Source organism: Pseudoxanthomonas japonensis (assembly GCF_043632995.1).
Classification (GTDB): Bacteria; Pseudomonadota; Gammaproteobacteria; order Xanthomonadales; family Xanthomonadaceae; genus Pseudoxanthomonas_A; species Pseudoxanthomonas_A japonensis.
In genome coordinates, this window is the sequence record NZ_CP171632.1 from 498,038 (window position 1) to 514,876 (window position 16,839).

Consider the following 16,839-nt stretch of genomic DNA (forward strand, 5'->3'; position numbering starts at 1 on the left):
GTTGAAGGACTGGCTTGGCCGCGCCCTTCACATCCACCTGCTGATATGCGTGCAAGGATGGGATCCACGTCGGTCAGCCGCCCCACAGGATTTCCGATGCCCCAGGTCTGGAGAGTCTTCAGCCGTTGGTTACGCCTGCGCCGGCGCCTGTGGCGCTGGCGCCGCGCCGCGACCCAGAAGCCGCTGCGCGCGGAATCGCCATTGCGGGCGCAGCTCTTCAACGTCGAGCAGATGGAACTGCATGGCCATGCGCTGGCGCGCGCGCACCGGTTGCGCGCGCATGCAGGGCCGGAGCGCCTGCTGAATAGACTGACCGAGAACGAGGGCCTTCTGGACGATGTCTGCGCGCTGCTGACGCGGATGGTGCAGGACGACATGCGTATCACGCCGGCCGGCGAATGGTTGCTGGACAACTATTATCTGGTGGAAGAACAGATCGTCACTGCGCGGCGGCATCTTCCGACAGGCTACAGCCGGCAACTCCCCTCGCTGAGCCAGGGTCCGTCCAGCGGCCTGCCACGCGTGTACGACCTGTCGCTGGAAGCCATCGCGCACGGCGATGGCCGCATCGACGCGGAAACGCTGCGCCGCTTCTTCGCTTCCTACCAGTCCATCACGCCGCTGAAGCTGGGCGAGCTGTGGGCGATCCCGATCATGCTGCGACTGGCGCTGATCGACAATCTGCGTCGCATGGCCGTGCGCGTAATGCGCGACGGCGACGATCACCGCCTGGCCAGCGAGTGGGCTGCCCGACTCAACCGGACGGCAGCGGAGAATCCCAAGGACGTGGTTCTGGTCGTCGCCGACATGGCGCGTTCGGATCCACCGCTGAGCGGCGCATTCGTTTCCGAGCTGACGCGGGGACTGCAGGGACGTGGCGGCGTGTTCTCCATGCCGATCACCTGGCTGGAGCAATGGGCGGCAGACGGCGGCCTGCGTATCGAGGAACTGGTGCATCTGGAGAGCCAGCAGCAGGCCGCGGACCAGGTATCGATCAGCAACAGCATCGGCAGCCTGCGCTTCCTGGCCAACATGGACTGGCGGGAATTCGTCGAAGACATGAGCGTGGTCGAGCACACGCTCCGGGCGGACCCGGCGCGTACGTACGCGCTGATGGATTTCAGTACCCGCGACAGCTACCGGCACGTGGTGGAAAAGATCGCCCGGCTCGCGAATGTCGGTGAGGACGCGGTGGCGGAGATCGCGCTGCAGTTGGCGCAGGCCGCCGCTACGACAGCGCCGGGCCATCACCGGGCACACGTCGGCTTCTATCTGGTGGACGATGGCGTCAGCCAGACGCAAGCGGCGGTGACGGCCTCATTGCCAGGTGCGCGGCGGGTCCGCTTGCGCCCGCGCCGGATTCCGCTGGCGGTCTATCTGCTCCCGATCGCCACCATCATCGGCCTGTTCACCCACGGCCTGCTGACGGCGGGGTCAGCAGCGCATGCGGTGCCGACGTGGCTGCTGGCAACGCTCGCGCTCCTCGCCTTCAGCGAACTGGGCATAGCGCTCGTGAATTGGATGGCAACCCTGCTGGTGCCGCCCCGCCCCCTGCCCCGGATGGATTTCTCCAAGGGCATCCCGGCCACGGCACGCACGCTGGTGGTAGTCCCCAGCATGCTCGGCAGCGTGGAGGGGGTGGACAGTCTGGTCGAAGCACTGGAAGTACGCTTCCTGGCCAACCGCGACCGCCACCTGCACTTCGCCCTGCTCACCGATTTCCTGGATGCGGACGGCGCATCACTGCCGGGCGATGCCGCGCTGCTGGCCCATGCCGTCCACCGGGTCGAGCAGCTCAATCGCCGTTACGCGCCGGAACGGGCCGACGAAGGCGGCGGCGACCTGTTCTTCCTCTTCCATCGCCCGCGGTTGTGGAATCCGCGCGAACGGCGCTGGATGGGCTACGAACGCAAACGCGGCAAGCTGGCGGCATTGAACCGGCTGCTGCGTGGCGGGCCGGGCGAAGACTTCCTGCAGGTGACCGGCAACATCGGCGTGCTGGCGCAGGTGCGCTACGTGATCACGCTGGACACGGACACCAAATTGCCGCGCGACGCCGCGCGCGAGTTCGCCGGCACGCTGGCGCACCCGCTCAACCAGGCCGTATTCGACCCGCGGCGGCGGCGCGTGGTCCGCGGCTACGGCATCCTCCAGCCCAGCGTAGGCACCAGTCTCAGCGGGCGGCCGAGTTCGCGCTATGCGCGCATGTTCGGCAGCGAGCCTGGCATCGATCCGTACACACGCACGGTGTCGGACGTCTACCAGGACCTGTTCGGCGAAGGATCCTTCGTCGGCAAGGGCATCTACGATGTGGATGCGTTCGAGCATGCGCTCGCCGACCGCTTTCCCGACAACCGTATCCTCAGCCACGACCTGCTGGAGGGGTGCTACACACGTGCCGGCCTGGTCAGCGACGTGCGCCTGTTCGAAGACTATCCGTCGCGCTACGCGGCTGACGTGAAGCGGCGCTACCGGTGGATCCGCGGCGACTGGCAGCTGTTGCCGTGGTTGTTGCCGTGGGTGCCGCGCCGCGGTGGCGGGCTCGAGCGCAATCCATTGTCCTGGCTCTCGCGCGGCAAGCTGCTCGACAACCTGCGTCGCAGCCTGGTGCCGACGGCCACCTTCGCCCTGCTGGTGCTGGGCTGGTTGTTTTCGCCGGAGCCGCTCGCCTGGACCGCGTGGCTGCTGAGCCTGTGGGCCCTGCCCGTGCTGCTTCCGGCGCTGCGGGATGTGGTCGCCCTGCCGGTGGACATGCCGCTGGAAACCCATCTGGTGCAGGTTGGGAAATCCTGTCTGAGGCAATTCTGGCGTGCGGTCGTCAATGTGGCTTGCCTGCCGTACGAGGCTTTTTTCAGCCTGGGCGCGATCGTGCGTACGCTCTGGCGCCTCGTGGTCACACGACGGCACCTGCTGCAGTGGAACCCGTCCAGCGAAGTCGAACGCAGTCTCGGCAGCGGCGTGAGCGCGGAGCTCTACAGCATGGCGCCCGCACCGCTGATCTCGGCCGCCATCGCCGCACTTCTGGTGATGAAGCAGCCGGCCGCACTGTGGGTGGCCACGCCCTTGCTGCTGCTCTGGCTGCTGTCGCCGGTGCTGATGGCGTGGCTTGGCCGCCCCCCGGCCCGACGGACCAACAAGCTGTCCGCGCCGCAGTTGGCATTCCTGGGCAAGCTCTCGCGCCGGACATGGGCCTTCTTCGAAACGTACGTGCGCGCAGAGGATCACTGGCTGCCACCCGACAACGTGCAGGAGCATCCGGCGCTGGTGGTGGCGAGACGCACCTCGCCGACCAACATCGGCTTGTCGCTCCTGGCCAACTTGGCGGCCTACGATTTCGGCTACCTGCAGGCGGGCGGCGTGATGGAGCGCACCCGCCTCGCGTTCGACACGCTGGAGATGCTGCCCCGCCATCGCGGGCACTTCTACAACTGGTACGACACCGAAACCTTGCAGCCGCTGCCGCCGGCCTACATTTCCACGGTCGACAGCGGCAACCTCGCCGGACATCTGCTGACCTTGCGACAGGGCCTGCTGGCCATGGCGGATGCCCCCGTCCTGGTGCCCGCCACGTTCAACGGACTGGCCGACACCCTGGCCGTGCTGGAAGACGCCGTCGCGGACACGCCGTCCGCTGACGACGCGTTGTCGTTGGCGGTGATCGAATTCCGCACCGTGCTGATGCAGGCCCAACGGGAACCGCCATCGACCGTCACCGATGCCGAACGCATGCTGGCGCGCCTGGTGGTGCATGCGGAGGGCATCGTCGCGGCTTGGCCGGCCATCGATCCCGACCGGATCCACCCGCATCATTGGCCGACCTCCCTCGTCGAAGGCTGCCGGTCGGCGCATGCGGAGCTGCAGTTCCTGCTACCCGATGCCGACGCATGGGCCGGCGATCGCCTGCCCACCCTGCGCGAGCTGCAGGACGGTCCTGCCGGTGCGCTTGCGACCCGGCGCGCGCGCGAACGGATCCATCAACTCGAGCGCCTGGCGCACATCGCCGGCCAGTTCTCGCTGATGGAGTACGAGTTCCTCTACGACCGCGCGCGCCACCTGCTGGTGATCGGCTACAACGTGGACGAGCACCGCCTGGACAACGGGCTCTACGACCTGTTGGCCTCGGAGGCTCGCCTGTGCAGCTTCGTGGCGATCGCGCAGGGACAGTTGCCGCAGGAGAGCTGGTTCGCGCTGGGTCGCCTGCTGACCGAGGTCAACGGCGACGCGACGCTGCTGTCGTGGAGCGGCTCGATGTTCGAGTACCTGATGCCGCAGCTGGTCATGCCCAACTATCCGGACACGCTGCTGGACCAGACCTCCCGGCATGCGGTGGAAGCCCAGATCCAGCATGGTGAGCGCCATGACGTGCCATGGGGCATCTCCGAATCGGGCTACAACACCGTCGACGCGCGCATGAACTACCAGTACCGCGCCTTCGGCGTACCGGGACTGGGCCTGAAGCGCGGGCTGGGCCAGGATCTCGTCATCGCGCCTTACGCCACAATGATGGCGCTGATGGTGGCGCCGGAAGCGGCCTGCCAGAACCTGCAGCGACTGGCCGCCCTCGGCTTCGGTGGGCACTTCGGGTTGTACGAGGCGATCGACTACACGCCTGCGCGCGTTCCACCCGGCCAGGATTACGTGGTGGTGCGCTCCTTCATGGCGCATCACCAGGGCATGGGGTTTCTCTCGCTCCTCCATCTGCTGCGACAGCAGCCCATGCAGCGGCGCTTCGTGGCCGATGCCGAATTCCAGGCGACCCTGCTGCTGCTTCAGGAGCGCATCCCGCATACCGGCGTGTTCCATCCGCACGAGGCCGAGACGCTGGGCACACGCGCCGCGCCTACCGAAGCCGAGACCCAGTTGCGCATCTTCCGCAACCCGAGCATGTCGCGCCCGGCGGTGCAACTGCTCTCCAACGGGCGCTACCACGGCCTGGTCACCAGCGCCGGCGGCGGATACAGCCGCCACCGCGACATGGCGGTCACGCGCTGGCGCGAAGACGGCACGCGCGACCACTGGGGCAACTTCTGCTACCTGCGGGATGTGGAGAGCGGAGAATTCTGGTCCACGTCGCTGCAGCCGGCATGCGCGCCCGTGGAGCAGTACGAGGCGATCTTTTCCGATGCCAAGGTCGAGTTCCGGGGCCGCAAACGCGGCTACGAGAGCCACCTGGAGATCGCCATCTCCGCCGAAGACGACATCGAACTGCGCCGCCTGCGCCTGAGCAACCGGAGCCGGCGGACACGCACCATCGAGATCACCACCTATACCGAGGTGGTGCTGGCGCCGGCCATCGCGGACGAACTGCATCCGGCGTTCAGCAATCTGTTCGTGCAGTCGGAGATCCTGCGCGAGAAACAGGCGCTGTTGTGCACGCGCCGACCGCGCGCGCACGACGAGATACCGCCTTGGATGTTCCACCTGGTGGCGGTGCATGACGCGGATATCGGTGCGATCTCGTACGAAACCGATCGCGCGCGCTTCCTCGGTCGGGGCAACACGCCGCGCACGCCGGCGGCATTGGCGGAGCAGGACGCGCTGTCCGACAGCGAAGGCTCCGTACTGGACCCGATCGCGGCCATCCGTTGCCGTATCGAGCTGGCGCCCGGCCAGACGGCGATGATCGACATGGTCCATGGCGTAGGCGTGGACCGCGAAGCCTGCGCCGGACTGATCGACAAGTACCGCGATCGCCGGCTCGCCGACCGCGTCTTCGACTTGGCTTGGACGCACAGCCAGGTCGTCCGCCGCCAGATCAATGCATCGCAGGCCGATGCACAGCTCTACGAAAGGTTGGCCGGGCTGATCGTCTATGCCCACCCGCTGCTGCGCGCAGACGCCGACATCCTGCTGCAGAACCAGCGTGGCCAGTCCGGGCTCTGGGGTCACGCCATCTCGGGCGACCTACCCATCGCGCTGCTGCAGATCTCGGATGCCGACAACATCGAACTGGTGCGGCAGATGGTGCAGGCGCACGCCTATTGGCGCCTCAAAGGACTGCGTGCGGACCTGGTGATCTGGAACGAGAGCCAGGCCGGCTACCGGCAGCAGCTGCAGGACCTGATCCTGGGCATGATCTCCGCCGATCCCGAGGCGAACGTGCTGGACCGTCCGGGCGGCATCTTCGTGCGGCCGGGTCAGCAGATGTCGCAGGAAGACCGCATCCTGCTGCAGTCCGTAGCGCGCGTCATCATCAGCGATCAGCAGGGTTCGCTGGCTGCACAGATCGGTCGTCGCGAGCCTGCCGGACGGATCATGCCGCCCCTGTTGACCGAAGGTCCCCAGGAGGATCATGTCGAGCTTCCCGCACTGGAGGCATCGACCGGGCTGCCACCGTCGGCGGACATAGACGAAGAGAACGACCCCTGGCCGTTCGAGGCCGTGGCCAGCACCTTCGTTCACGACAACGGCACCGGCGCATTCGCCGCCGATGGCCGTGAGTACGTGATCATCACCCGAGAAGGGGGGGCGACACCGGCGCCGTGGTCCAACGTACTGGCCAACGACCGGTTTGGCACGGTGGTCAGCGAGAGCATGGCGGGATACACGTGGTTCGAGAATGCGCATGAGTTCCGCCTCACGCCCTGGCACAACGACCCCGTTGCCGACAGTGGTGGCGAGGCGTTCTACCTACGCGATGAGGACACGGGTCATGTGTGGTCGCCGCTGCCATTGCCGCGTCGTGGCCGCGGGGCGTACCGGACGCGTCATGGCTTCGGCTATAGCGTGTACGAGCACATCGAGGACGGTATCGCCAGCGAGTTGTGGGTATATGTGGCTGTTGAGGATGCGGTCAAGTACTCGGTACTGAAGCTTCGCAATCTGTCCGGACGCGCACGCCGTCTCTCTGCCACCGGTTACGTCGAGTGGGTGTTGGGTGACCTGCGCGTCAAATCGCAGATGCACATAATCACCGCGCAGGATTCGGCCAGTGGCGTACTGACGGCACGCAACCCCTACAACACCGAGTTCGGCGGCCGCGTCGCGTTCTTCGATACCGATGCCAGCGGCTGCAGCTTCACGAGCGACCGCACTGAGTTCCTAGGCCGTAACGGCAGCATGGCCGATCCCGCGGCGCTCCAGCGCGAGGGATTGTCCGGCCGCCTGGGCGTCGGGCTCGATCCGTGCGCCGCCATCCAGGTGCCGATGTCGCTGCTCGATGGCGAGGCGTCCGAAACGGTGTTCCGGCTTGGCATGGGCAAAGATTACGAGGATGCCCTGTATCTGGCCCGCCGTGTTCAAGGCACGCAGCGGGCACACGATGCGCTGGACATCGTACGTATCCACTGGCGTGGGCTACTGACGTCCGTGCAGGTCAGCACACCGGAGCCCGCCGTCGATGTGTTGGTGAACGGCTGGCTGATGTACCAGACCCTTGCTTGCCGCTACGTGGCGCGCAGCGGCTATTACCAGTCCGGTGGGGCATTCGGCTTCCGTGACCAGTTGCAGGACACCATGGCCACGCTGCACGCCGATCCGGCGTTGACCCGTGCGCACCTGTTGCTGTGCGCGGCCCACCAGTTCCCGCAAGGCGACGTGCTGCATTGGTGGCATCCGCCCCAGGGGCGCGGGGTACGCACGCGCTGCTCGGATGACTACCTGTGGCTGCCACTCGCGGCATCGCGCTACGTGCAGGTGACCGGTGACGCCAGCGTGCTGGACGAGCAGGTCGGCTTCGTCGACGGCCGACCGGTCAACGCCGACGAAGAGTCCTACTACGACATGCCAGCGACCTCGCATCTGCGGCAATCGTTCTACCAGCATTGCGTACTGGCCTTGCGCCGCGGTTGTAGCCTGCTCGGCGAACGGGGTCTGCCGCTGATCGGCACCGGCGACTGGAACGACGGCATGAACCGCGTGGGCGAGGCCGGCCGGGGCGAAAGCGTGTGGCTCGGCTTCTTCCTCTACGACACGCTGCAGCGCTTCATCGGGGTGGCGCGCATGCGTGGCGACGAGGCATTCGCCGAGGAATGCACGGAGCACGCCGAGCGCTTACGGGGGAATCTGGAAGACCATGCCTGGGATGGCCAATGGTATCGGCGCGCCTGGTTCGATGACGGCACGCCGCTGGGTTCCAGCCAGAGCGATGAATGCCGAATCGACTCCATCTCGCAGAGCTGGTCGGTGTTGTCCGGGGCCGCGGATCCGGTGCGCGCTCGGCAGGCGATGGCGTCACTGGATCGCCATCTCGTGAAGCGGGAGGCGGGGCTGATCCAGTTGCTCGACCCTCCCTTCGACAAGACCCCAAAAGATCCCGGCTACATCCGCGGCTACGTTCCTGGTGTGCGCGAGAACGGAGGCCAGTACACGCATGCCGCGGTGTGGGCCGCGATCGCGTTCGCGCATCAAGGCGACACGGAACGGGCGTGGGAGCTGGCACGCATGATAAACCCGATCAATCACGCGCAGGATCCGGGTGCCACCGCGCTCTACAAGGTGGAGCCGTACGTGCTCGCGGCCGATGTCTATGGCGTGGCACCGCACGTCGGCCGTGGCGGCTGGACCTGGTATACCGGCTCCGCCGGCTGGATGTATCGCCTGCTGACCGAGTCGTTGCTGGGCTTGCAGCGCATCGGGGGCGAGCTGGTACTGCATCCCTGCCTGCCACGCGAATGGACGGAATACGAACTGCGCTACCGCTTCGGATCCAGCCTCTACGTCATCTCCGTCAGGCAACAGGATGCCGGCGCTACCACGCTGCAACTGGATGGCGTGGAACAGGCAGGATTGCGTTTCGCGCTCGTGGACGACGGCAACGTGCATCGGGTGGAAGCGAGCTGGTCCCGCGCTCCGATATGAAACCTCGTGCGCAGCTCGATGCGGAACTGGATCGACTGGCGGCCATGATGCCGCCCTGGCTGCAGCATCTCCGACATGAAGCCCAGTTCTGGCCTCAGTTCAATGCGCTCGCGAAAGAGATTCTCGATCAGGCTGCTGATGAAGATATGCAGTACGTACAGGGACGCCTGGATTTCATGCTCAAGACACATGCATGCGGGCTACCAGTAGCCGCCATCAACACCGACGCGGATCCGGCTGGCTGCCAGCCTATGTAGACAGGACTTCCATTTCCGCCTTGGGTTGGAAGCGCAGGGTTCACGAAGACGCGCATGTGGCTTCACCCCGAAGCCATCTGTCCGCGAACGGATGATCGTGCGACATCATGATCAGCTTTACCCAATGACGCTCGTTGCAGAATTTGGCAATGCTGCCTCTCTCTGGTTCAGCACTATTTCCATTGCAGCGAGGCGCGCGAAGATGGCAAGTCGCGCACCTTCGGGCGCTTCAAGCAGCAGTTGGGTACGCAACGTTCGAACGAACCCGCGAGCGTCACACCCCACTTGGCCGTCGCGAAGCCTTGCCATGCTCTCACTTAGAATAGTACTGAGCTCGGAAACTGTTCGCATCGCCATCACCTCCGGTTAGTACGATGACTGTCGCCCACCGGGAGTGCTCCCAAATCGGGAGCAGTACACCGGCGTGATTCTGCATAAAGTCTCATCGGTTAGCGCAGCCTCGTGCTACCCGGCATTCCGGGGATCAGGAGATGCTCCGATGAGTGGCAGCGACGTCGCAGCAGAGCCCACTGCCCTGTATAACGCAGAAACATTTCCGAATGACTGGAAACCGTACAGGACTCTGCACAAGGACTCGAGGCAATCAGTTCGCTTCTGCGAGTCCCGCATAGCGGAGTACCGTACCTTCGTCCTGGCTTGCTTGTTTGGTCGATTCGAGCCAGCGCGACGCCGCACCAAAGTTGTTGATGAGGGTGCCCAACTCGTCTGTCAGACACTTTGCACAAGGCTGGCCGCCTGGACTTGGCCTGCAGCATCGTGCACAGGGCGCCATGGTCGTCTTGCTTGCGGGTCTCAGCTGATAGGCGATCTTGTTCATTAGGGCAGCAGCGGCCTTGGCTCGGTCCGTGCCGACGCCGATTGAGGCTGATACGTGGGGTTTGATGGGTGGGCCCATAGACCGTTCAGCCTCCGAGGGTAGCGATGCGGCGGGAATTTCTTCCCGTCGCGAGCAGTCCTCTGCATCCGCACCTCAGTTGGGTTTGGATTCCGGAAGGTTGACCTTGTCGATACCGTGGATCACGCCATTCTTGGCAAGGATGTCCGGAAGCGTGACGCGCGCGGCACCGATGCTGAGCTTGCCTTCAGCGACCTTGATCGGTGCAGTCTGGCTGTGCACCGTGCGCGCCGACTTCCATTTCCCGACATCGGTCGTCGTCTTGCGCCCACTGACCAGGTGATAGTTGATCACCGAAGCCAACTCATCCTTGTTGGCAGGCTCGAGCAACCGGTCAAGCGCGCCTGCCGGCAGGCCAGAGAACGCTTCGTCGGTGGGGGCGAAGAGCGTGTACTGTTCATCACCTGCGAGTGAGGCCGTAAGGTCTGCCTTGTCGACGGCATTGATGAAGGTCGAGAAGGATTTGTTGGTCTTCAGCGTACCCAAGAGGTTCTGCTGGGCGAGGCCTTCTTTCTGTTGCATTTCCATTGGAATTTCCTACGAAGTAGACCCGTATCAGGGTCAAGCGGACGGCCAAAGCCGTGGCTGGGCGAGATGCCAGGCGCGAGCTCAATGCGGAGAGTAGGAGGGGTGGAGCGCGGCTGAGCAGCCGATACGGTATTGCACCGCAACCCCCGCACCCTGCGCCTTTGGTTGTTAGTCTGGTGTGACGCTGCCAGGAATATAAAAGTGCTGCCGCGCAAGAAACGTGGTAGCGTCATGCAACGCGGAATTCCGATGCTTGGTTTGCTTTCGCGCCCGCAGTGTGCCGGTTCGCACAATGTGCCGGAGCTGCCATGACTATCAAACGACATCGTGTCGTATCGACCGAATCCCCTTTCCAGAACATCACTCATGCGTTGAGGGATTGCGCGTTGCAGTGTGCCGAGAATGAGGGATGGCCCGCCCTTGATGACGTGATCGAACCCTCTTTCGTAGTAGCCCAGTCTAATTTTGCTCAACGCATCGCGCGGCCACGCGACCAGTCTACCGAAGAGGAAGCGTTCTTCTGGTCTCGGAGAACGCCTGCGCCTCGTCGTATAGGACCGAGCACGCGACGCGGCTTGGCGCTCGTGACCTCGGGCACACAACATCGCAGTCATGGATAGCATCTCGTTGGTTATTTCGTTGCAGAGCGTTGAGTGCATTGAAGGGCGCCTCGATCCGGAGATGGATTCCCGATTGAATTCATTTCGCCTCGTTCACGAGCAGAGAAATCATGGCGGGGACGTCTGCTGGTTCTTCTTCGCCAAGGCCGACCTGACGAAACCAGAGGCCCTTTCCCGCGCAGAGCAGTGGCATGCATCTACACACCATTCTCTGTGGCCTGGAATGTTCCATTAGTTTTCATAGGAGCGATCAGGACTCATGCCGCTACGTGTCTATCGAACGAAGGCTCAGAACGAGAGAAGGCAGGTCTTCGTTCTTCGTCTTGGCCTTGGCCAGTCAATTGGCCCGCTCGCACTGAGGTCGATATGGGCTACGGCTTGCGACTCGCCAGACGTTGGCGTCAGCCGCAGGACGCAGAACAATGTCGGTTACGCGATTCGCACCAGTTACGGCCTGTGGGCAGGATATGACTTCAATCGGATTACAGCGGGGCAGAAGCTACGCGCGATGCTGGATTCTGATGGCTATCTCTTTACATTGATCTCAACGGCCGCATAGACCTTCGGACGGTAGCGGCGGCTGCTTGAGGACTTCATTGGTCTCATTCTGGTGTGGGCACACGTTGACTGGGTTCGCGGTGATCCCTTATCTGCTGTGCCAGTCCCATCTCGCGGATGTCCGTTATCGGCCAGGAGCGTACATCGACCAACGCCTTCGTTAAGTCGCGCAGCGAAGCGGCGTTTGCTTGAACTAGCTGTTAGGCTTTTCCCTCCTTCATTTGCATAAGCCCGATTGTTGCGATGTATGGCATCAGCAATGAGCCGACGGCGAGCCCTTTATCTTTGTAGTACGTATGGAATATTCCGACGAGAGAAGGAATCGACCAATCGTCGCTTAGTGCATGTTCTTTCGGCCAGCTAAAAATGGCACCACCGCTAACGCCATTTAGTGCCGGCCCTGGGAAAGGCTGAAGAGTGCCCGGATAAACGGCGCGAGACCGGTCATAGTGCAAAACAATATTGGCGGAAGGATCTAAGTCGAGCTTGTCGTAGGTTTCGGCTCCCGCAGCCACGCCACGAAAGCTATAGATTTCGGAAGAGAGTTCTCCGCCTCTGTTTGTACCCTTGCTTACCGGGTACCCGGAAACTGAGCAGCATCCCAACTCCAAGCTTGTTGTAAGCAGTTCTGTTCTAGTCTGCGGAAACGGGCTGAAGTGATGATTCAAAGCCTTCTTACATCCCGCGCCTAGCTTGAACAGAGCGAAGTCTGCGCTGTCCTCTTCTCGATCCTCATCTCCAATGAATGAGGCATACATACTGCCCGTTATTGGAACAAGGCCATCCGGACCGGGAACCAGAAGTTGTCCGGGCTCTGACCGGTCGATGACATGCGCTGCGGTTAAAAGGTATACATCACCGTTCAGCTTGAAGTAGACCCCTGTGCCATGCTGATGAACTCGTGGGGGAACTCTCTCCGCACGAAATATCGGTACAAGAGAGTCATAAGGATCTTTCATGGGGAACCTACCATCTGAGTTGGGCCGCGCTGAGAAGCGGGTTCGGCTTTAGTAGTGTCTTAGGTGCGACCGACATGAATGTGGTCCGTCACTGCCCTTATGACCTCCTCGAGCTCTGTCCTTCCAAGCTCCTGAACAGGGTTGATGTAATCCCACTTGGACATTTGGGGCTCATCGCCACCTTCTGCGACCTCGATCATGGTGTAGAGGCGCCAAGCGCGCTTGTGGAGTTGATAGATTCGCTGCGCCACGTCGGGTGGAAGGTAGATGGCGGAGGGGCCACCTATTCTATGTAAAAAGTATCGATCTCTTCTTCAGTTGGATGTACATCCATTCTCACGAAGAGCGCTCTGAAGGCAAGCAGGCCGTCGTAGATTTCCTTGTGGGGTTGGTGTAACCCAATCTTGTTCGACGCTTGCGCAGCTTTCGCAGAGATACGGGCGTAAACCGCAGACACGACGGCTACAAGAAGTGCGACTGCCGCTAGCAAATCGCCGAAATCTCCGAAACCGGCCAATGAGCACCTAACGCTTGAAGTAAGCCGTGCTGCGAAGCAACTTCGGCCCGAATGAATAGTTAGCCGTGATGGGCGCGACGATGGCAGTTGGGACACAACGCAAGTGCGTTCGCAACCGTATCCTCGCCACCATGCGCGAGCTGCACTTTGTGATGAACCTCCAGATATGGCGTGCCGTCGAGTCGCTTCGCAAAAGGAGCTGGGCGCTTGCAGACTTCACACCGTCCTTTTGCCTTATAGAGAACTTCCGCTACGACGTCCGGGTTGCGATCAAACACGATTACTTCCCGAAGTGCTCGCTTTGGAAGCTTTGGAGCTCGGGCTAAGCGTGCAGCACGAGCCTTTGGGTCTTGCAGTGAGGCTAAGACCCTACGATTGAAGTCGGTCTCTGCGGACTTTTGCTCCCTTCGGATCTCGTAGCCATGTTTTGGGACTTCACGGATGGCGTCGGAGGTGTTGAACTTGCTCGGCTTTACGCCAATTGCCAACGCGAAGATATACTTGAGCGGATACGCACTACCACGCGGCGTGATGAGATACCACGCCCTTGGCTGAGTGTACCGAAAGGGACGATGACCGGCATCGTATCGCCGGATTGCGGCTTTCAAAGCTGCGGCAGTGATGGTGGTCATGGCCAACGCCTGAATTGAGCCGAACCGCGAAGCGGATTCGGCTTGCATGAATTGTTATGGGTGCACGCTATCATTTAGCCCGAGAAGAGAACGGATTTCGTCATTGTCGGGTCGGCTGCGATGTACCAGCCAACGCACGCCAAGATGCCCGAGCAGAACAGAAAATGCACCTACGCAGTTCAAAGCCAAGGCGCTGGTTTGTGTGCTGGCAACAGAAACAGTGTTGCCGTGAGTGTGCATAGATTGAAATCGGTAGAAGACGTTGTATAAGTCGATTAATCCAGCTTGACGAGCCATGACTTCTATAGAGATCGGCTTCTGTCCGCGTGCTGCACCGCCGCTGGACAGGAACTCCGCAGTAAAGTCATTACCTTCCTTATCAACAATCTTCGCAATTCCCGCCTTTGCATTGACGGCGAAGATAGCCTTCATCTGCTCAGTAGATAGCGCTAGGAGATGCTTAGCGTTCTCTGGCGAAAGTGTGGCCCAGTGCGTTTTCAGCGAAGACTCAATTATGGAGCGCGCTAGAACACTAACGGCAAGTTCGTTCGCACCGTTGGCAAGGCTGGCGCAAGATCTCATTAACTCGGCGCCAGCCCCCAGGGATTGGCGGACGAACGTATCTATTTCAGGGTGAAGCGCATCTTTCGCATGCATAGCCGCGCCTGCCGCCATGGCGCCAGACCGCAGTACAAGATCATTGACTAGGGTATCGACGTTACTTTCCATGCACCCAAACTACCTAATAGCCGCCGATCCCTGGGGCCGGTTACACGACTTATCCACAGCGTACCGTATGGTGGGCTATCCCCTTGATGCGGCGAGATCTTAGGACGGCATAGTTCGGCTAACAAGCCGGTGCGCGGCCGGGCCCAGCAGGTTGCAGAGCAAGCGCTCCCGCTGATGTCCGCTTTGGGTCGGAAGCCGACATTGCCGGACCCAGCGAATCAGTCCCGCCGGGGGTCAGCCCAGATGCTATGCGGATCGCCTGTCCGCGCGCGATGCCTGGTGGCGGCGGCCATCCGCCAGAACGCCACCGCCATCAGCAGCGCGGTCGCATCGATGAAGAAGCGGTGCCAGTGACCGTTCGCGAACGCGGCGACCAGGTGCTCGCTCGACGCCACCGCGCCGGCCACCGGGATGGCGGCGGTCAGCACGATGCACGCCCACAGCAACTCGTTTGCGGCGTGCGCAGGGCGCCGCAACAGCGCCCACGCCAGGCTGGCGAAGAAGACGGCGTAGTACACCGACGAGGCCGCCCACGACGGCTGCAGCGCCGCCGCCACGAACACCGCCGACACGCCGGCCACGCAGCCCAGGCAGACACCGAGCGTCAGCCCGGCCATCACTCGCGTGCGGCGCGGCTGCGCCGCCTCGCGGCGTTTGCGGCGCGCCTCGATCCACAGCAGGTTGCCGCTGTAGAACAGGAACGCGCCCGCCATGCCCAGCACGAAGTACAGCCACTTCACCGCCATGTCGCCGAAGTTGCCGTAGTGCAGGTGCTGCAGACCACGCAGAAACGCCATGCCCGGTGGATAGTCCTTCGGCGGCAGCGCCTTGATCAGTTCGCCAGTGGTGGCATTGAGCGCCACGCCGCCCATGGAATTCAGTCGCCGCTGCGGCAATTCCCCGTACAGCGTGACCTGTGCATTGGTGTTGCCGGCCTCGTGGTAGTTGAGGCTCTCGATGGCGATGCCCGGCAGCGCCAACTCGGCGCGCCGTACCAGATCGGCCACCGGCAGCATCGGTTCTGCGACGTGAGCGGGCTCCACGTGCGGCGCCACATCGAAGTCGCTCTCCAGGATGCCGAGCAGCTTGTTCTCGTAGACCAGGAACTGGAACGGTGCCAGCATGAGGAAGCCGATGGTCAGCACCGCACCACTCCACGCGAAGATCACATGGAACGGCAGCGACAGCATGCCGATGACGTTGTGCGCGTCCTGCCACATGCGCTTGATGTTCCGTCCCAACCGCAGCGCGAACAGGTCCTTCAGGAAGCCGGGGGCGTAGATCACCACGCCACTGACCAGCGCCAGGCCGTAGAGGATGCAGAACACGCCGAACAGGTACATGCCGAACGTGCGCGGCAGCCCCGCGGTGAAGTGCAGGTCGTAGATGAACTCGACGAAGCCGGCGCGTGCCGGCGCCTGCTGCAGGCCCTCGCCTTCCAGGGTGAACTTGTGCTGCTCGGCGGTCTTCTCGTCGTACCAGTACAGCTGCGGGCGCGGGCCGTGTTCGCCGGGCAGCGTGAGGAAGAAGGCATGGTCCGCCTCCGGATGCTTCGCCAGCACGCGGTCCACCAGCGCCTGCGCCTGCGCGAACCCGACATCCCGAGCGGGCGCCGTTTCGGCGGGACGTTCCCAGCCCTGCAACTCGTGCACGAACACGATGATGGAGCCGGCATAGAACGCGATGAACAGGCCCATGCCCGCCACCAGCCCGACCCAGGTGTGCACCGACAGATAGATACGCAGCGTGGCGGTCTTCATGCCGGAAGCTCCGTGGCCCAGCCCAGCATCTTCGACAGGTGGATCAGGCCGAAGCACAGCAGCGTCGCGCCGCCCATCCACAGCCAGGCGCGCAGGCCGGACTTGAACAGGAACGCGCCCGACATCACCGCCACCCAGATCGGGAACGACATCAGCAGCCAGGGCAACGTCACCCGCGTCAGCTCGCCCGGCCAGTGCAGCGCCACCAGGCCGACGATGCCCACCGTCAACGGCAGGCCCAGCAGGGCCGCAGCCAGCGACTTACCCCACATGGCGTTGCTCCTGCCGCGCATGCCACCACGCATCCGCATACGGCAGCGCCACCAGCGCGGTCATCACGGCAGTGAGCGCGGCGAACACGCCGGCCCACACGCCAAGCTGCACCACCGCCAGCACGACCGCCGCCAGCGTGAGCAACCAGGCGACTACGCGCAGCGGGCGCTTCTTCGCGATCGCGCGCGGCGCGAAGCGCTGGTGCGCGCAGGCCAGGTAGAACGCCAGCGAAGCGGCCAGCGCAGGCAGCAGGTAGAGGACGCTCTTCATCGAAACTCCGTGCGAGTGCCG

Annotated in this window: 9 protein-coding genes; 2 read left to right on the forward strand and 7 right to left on the reverse strand. The window is 63.1% G+C overall.

What is annotated here, in order from left to right; all coding sequences use genetic code 11:
* The first annotated feature begins 96 nt into the window (after nucleotides 1-96).
* A complete protein-coding gene (locus ACGHX3_RS02205; RefSeq protein ID WP_394696240.1) occupies nucleotides 97-8,799 on the forward strand; it encodes a GH36-type glycosyl hydrolase domain-containing protein in 8,703 nt (2,900 codons plus the stop codon).
* Nucleotides 8,796-9,056: a hypothetical protein gene (locus ACGHX3_RS02210; protein ID WP_394696241.1), complete on the forward strand. Its 261-nt coding sequence runs from the start codon at nucleotides 8,796-8,798 to the stop codon at nucleotides 9,054-9,056. Before ACGHX3_RS02205 ends, ACGHX3_RS02210 begins: the two co-directional genes overlap by 4 nt.
* 991 nt (nucleotides 9,057-10,047) lie before the next feature.
* On the opposite strand, the gene ACGHX3_RS02215 is transcribed toward ACGHX3_RS02210, so the two are convergent.
* The 7 genes from ACGHX3_RS02215 to ACGHX3_RS02245 form a co-directional block, all read right to left on the reverse strand.
* Nucleotides 10,048-10,500: a fasciclin domain-containing protein gene (locus ACGHX3_RS02215; protein ID WP_394696242.1), complete on the reverse strand. Its 453-nt coding sequence runs from the start codon at nucleotides 10,498-10,500 to the stop codon at nucleotides 10,048-10,050.
* A gap of 1,378 nt (nucleotides 10,501-11,878) precedes the next feature.
* Entirely contained in the window at nucleotides 11,879-12,637 is a 759-nt protein-coding gene (locus ACGHX3_RS02220; RefSeq protein WP_394696243.1) for a hypothetical protein, read from the reverse strand.
* Between the two features lie 576 nt (nucleotides 12,638-13,213).
* Nucleotides 13,214-13,786 (reverse strand): HNH endonuclease, encoded by a 573-nt coding sequence (locus ACGHX3_RS02225; RefSeq protein WP_394696244.1) that lies wholly within the window; start codon nucleotides 13,784-13,786, stop codon nucleotides 13,214-13,216.
* A gap of 54 nt (nucleotides 13,787-13,840) precedes the next feature.
* Nucleotides 13,841-14,515 carry a DUF5677 domain-containing protein gene (locus ACGHX3_RS02230; RefSeq protein WP_394696245.1) on the reverse strand — a complete coding sequence of 225 codons (675 nt, stop codon included), beginning with the start codon at nucleotides 14,513-14,515 and terminating at the stop codon, nucleotides 13,841-13,843.
* Between the two features lie 218 nt (nucleotides 14,516-14,733).
* Complete coding sequence (locus ACGHX3_RS02235) at nucleotides 14,734-16,275, reverse strand: PepSY-associated TM helix domain-containing protein (protein WP_394696246.1); 1,542 nt, start codon at nucleotides 16,273-16,275, stop codon at nucleotides 14,734-14,736.
* Complete coding sequence (locus ACGHX3_RS02240) at nucleotides 16,272-16,547, reverse strand: hypothetical protein (RefSeq protein ID WP_394696247.1); 276 nt, start codon at nucleotides 16,545-16,547, stop codon at nucleotides 16,272-16,274. Before ACGHX3_RS02240 ends, ACGHX3_RS02235 begins: the two co-directional genes overlap by 4 nt.
* Nucleotides 16,537-16,818: a hypothetical protein gene (locus tag ACGHX3_RS02245; RefSeq protein WP_394696248.1), complete on the reverse strand. Its 282-nt coding sequence runs from the start codon at nucleotides 16,816-16,818 to the stop codon at nucleotides 16,537-16,539. The genes ACGHX3_RS02240 and ACGHX3_RS02245 overlap by 11 nt, the downstream gene beginning before the upstream one ends.
* Nucleotides 16,819-16,839 lie beyond the last annotated feature (21 nt).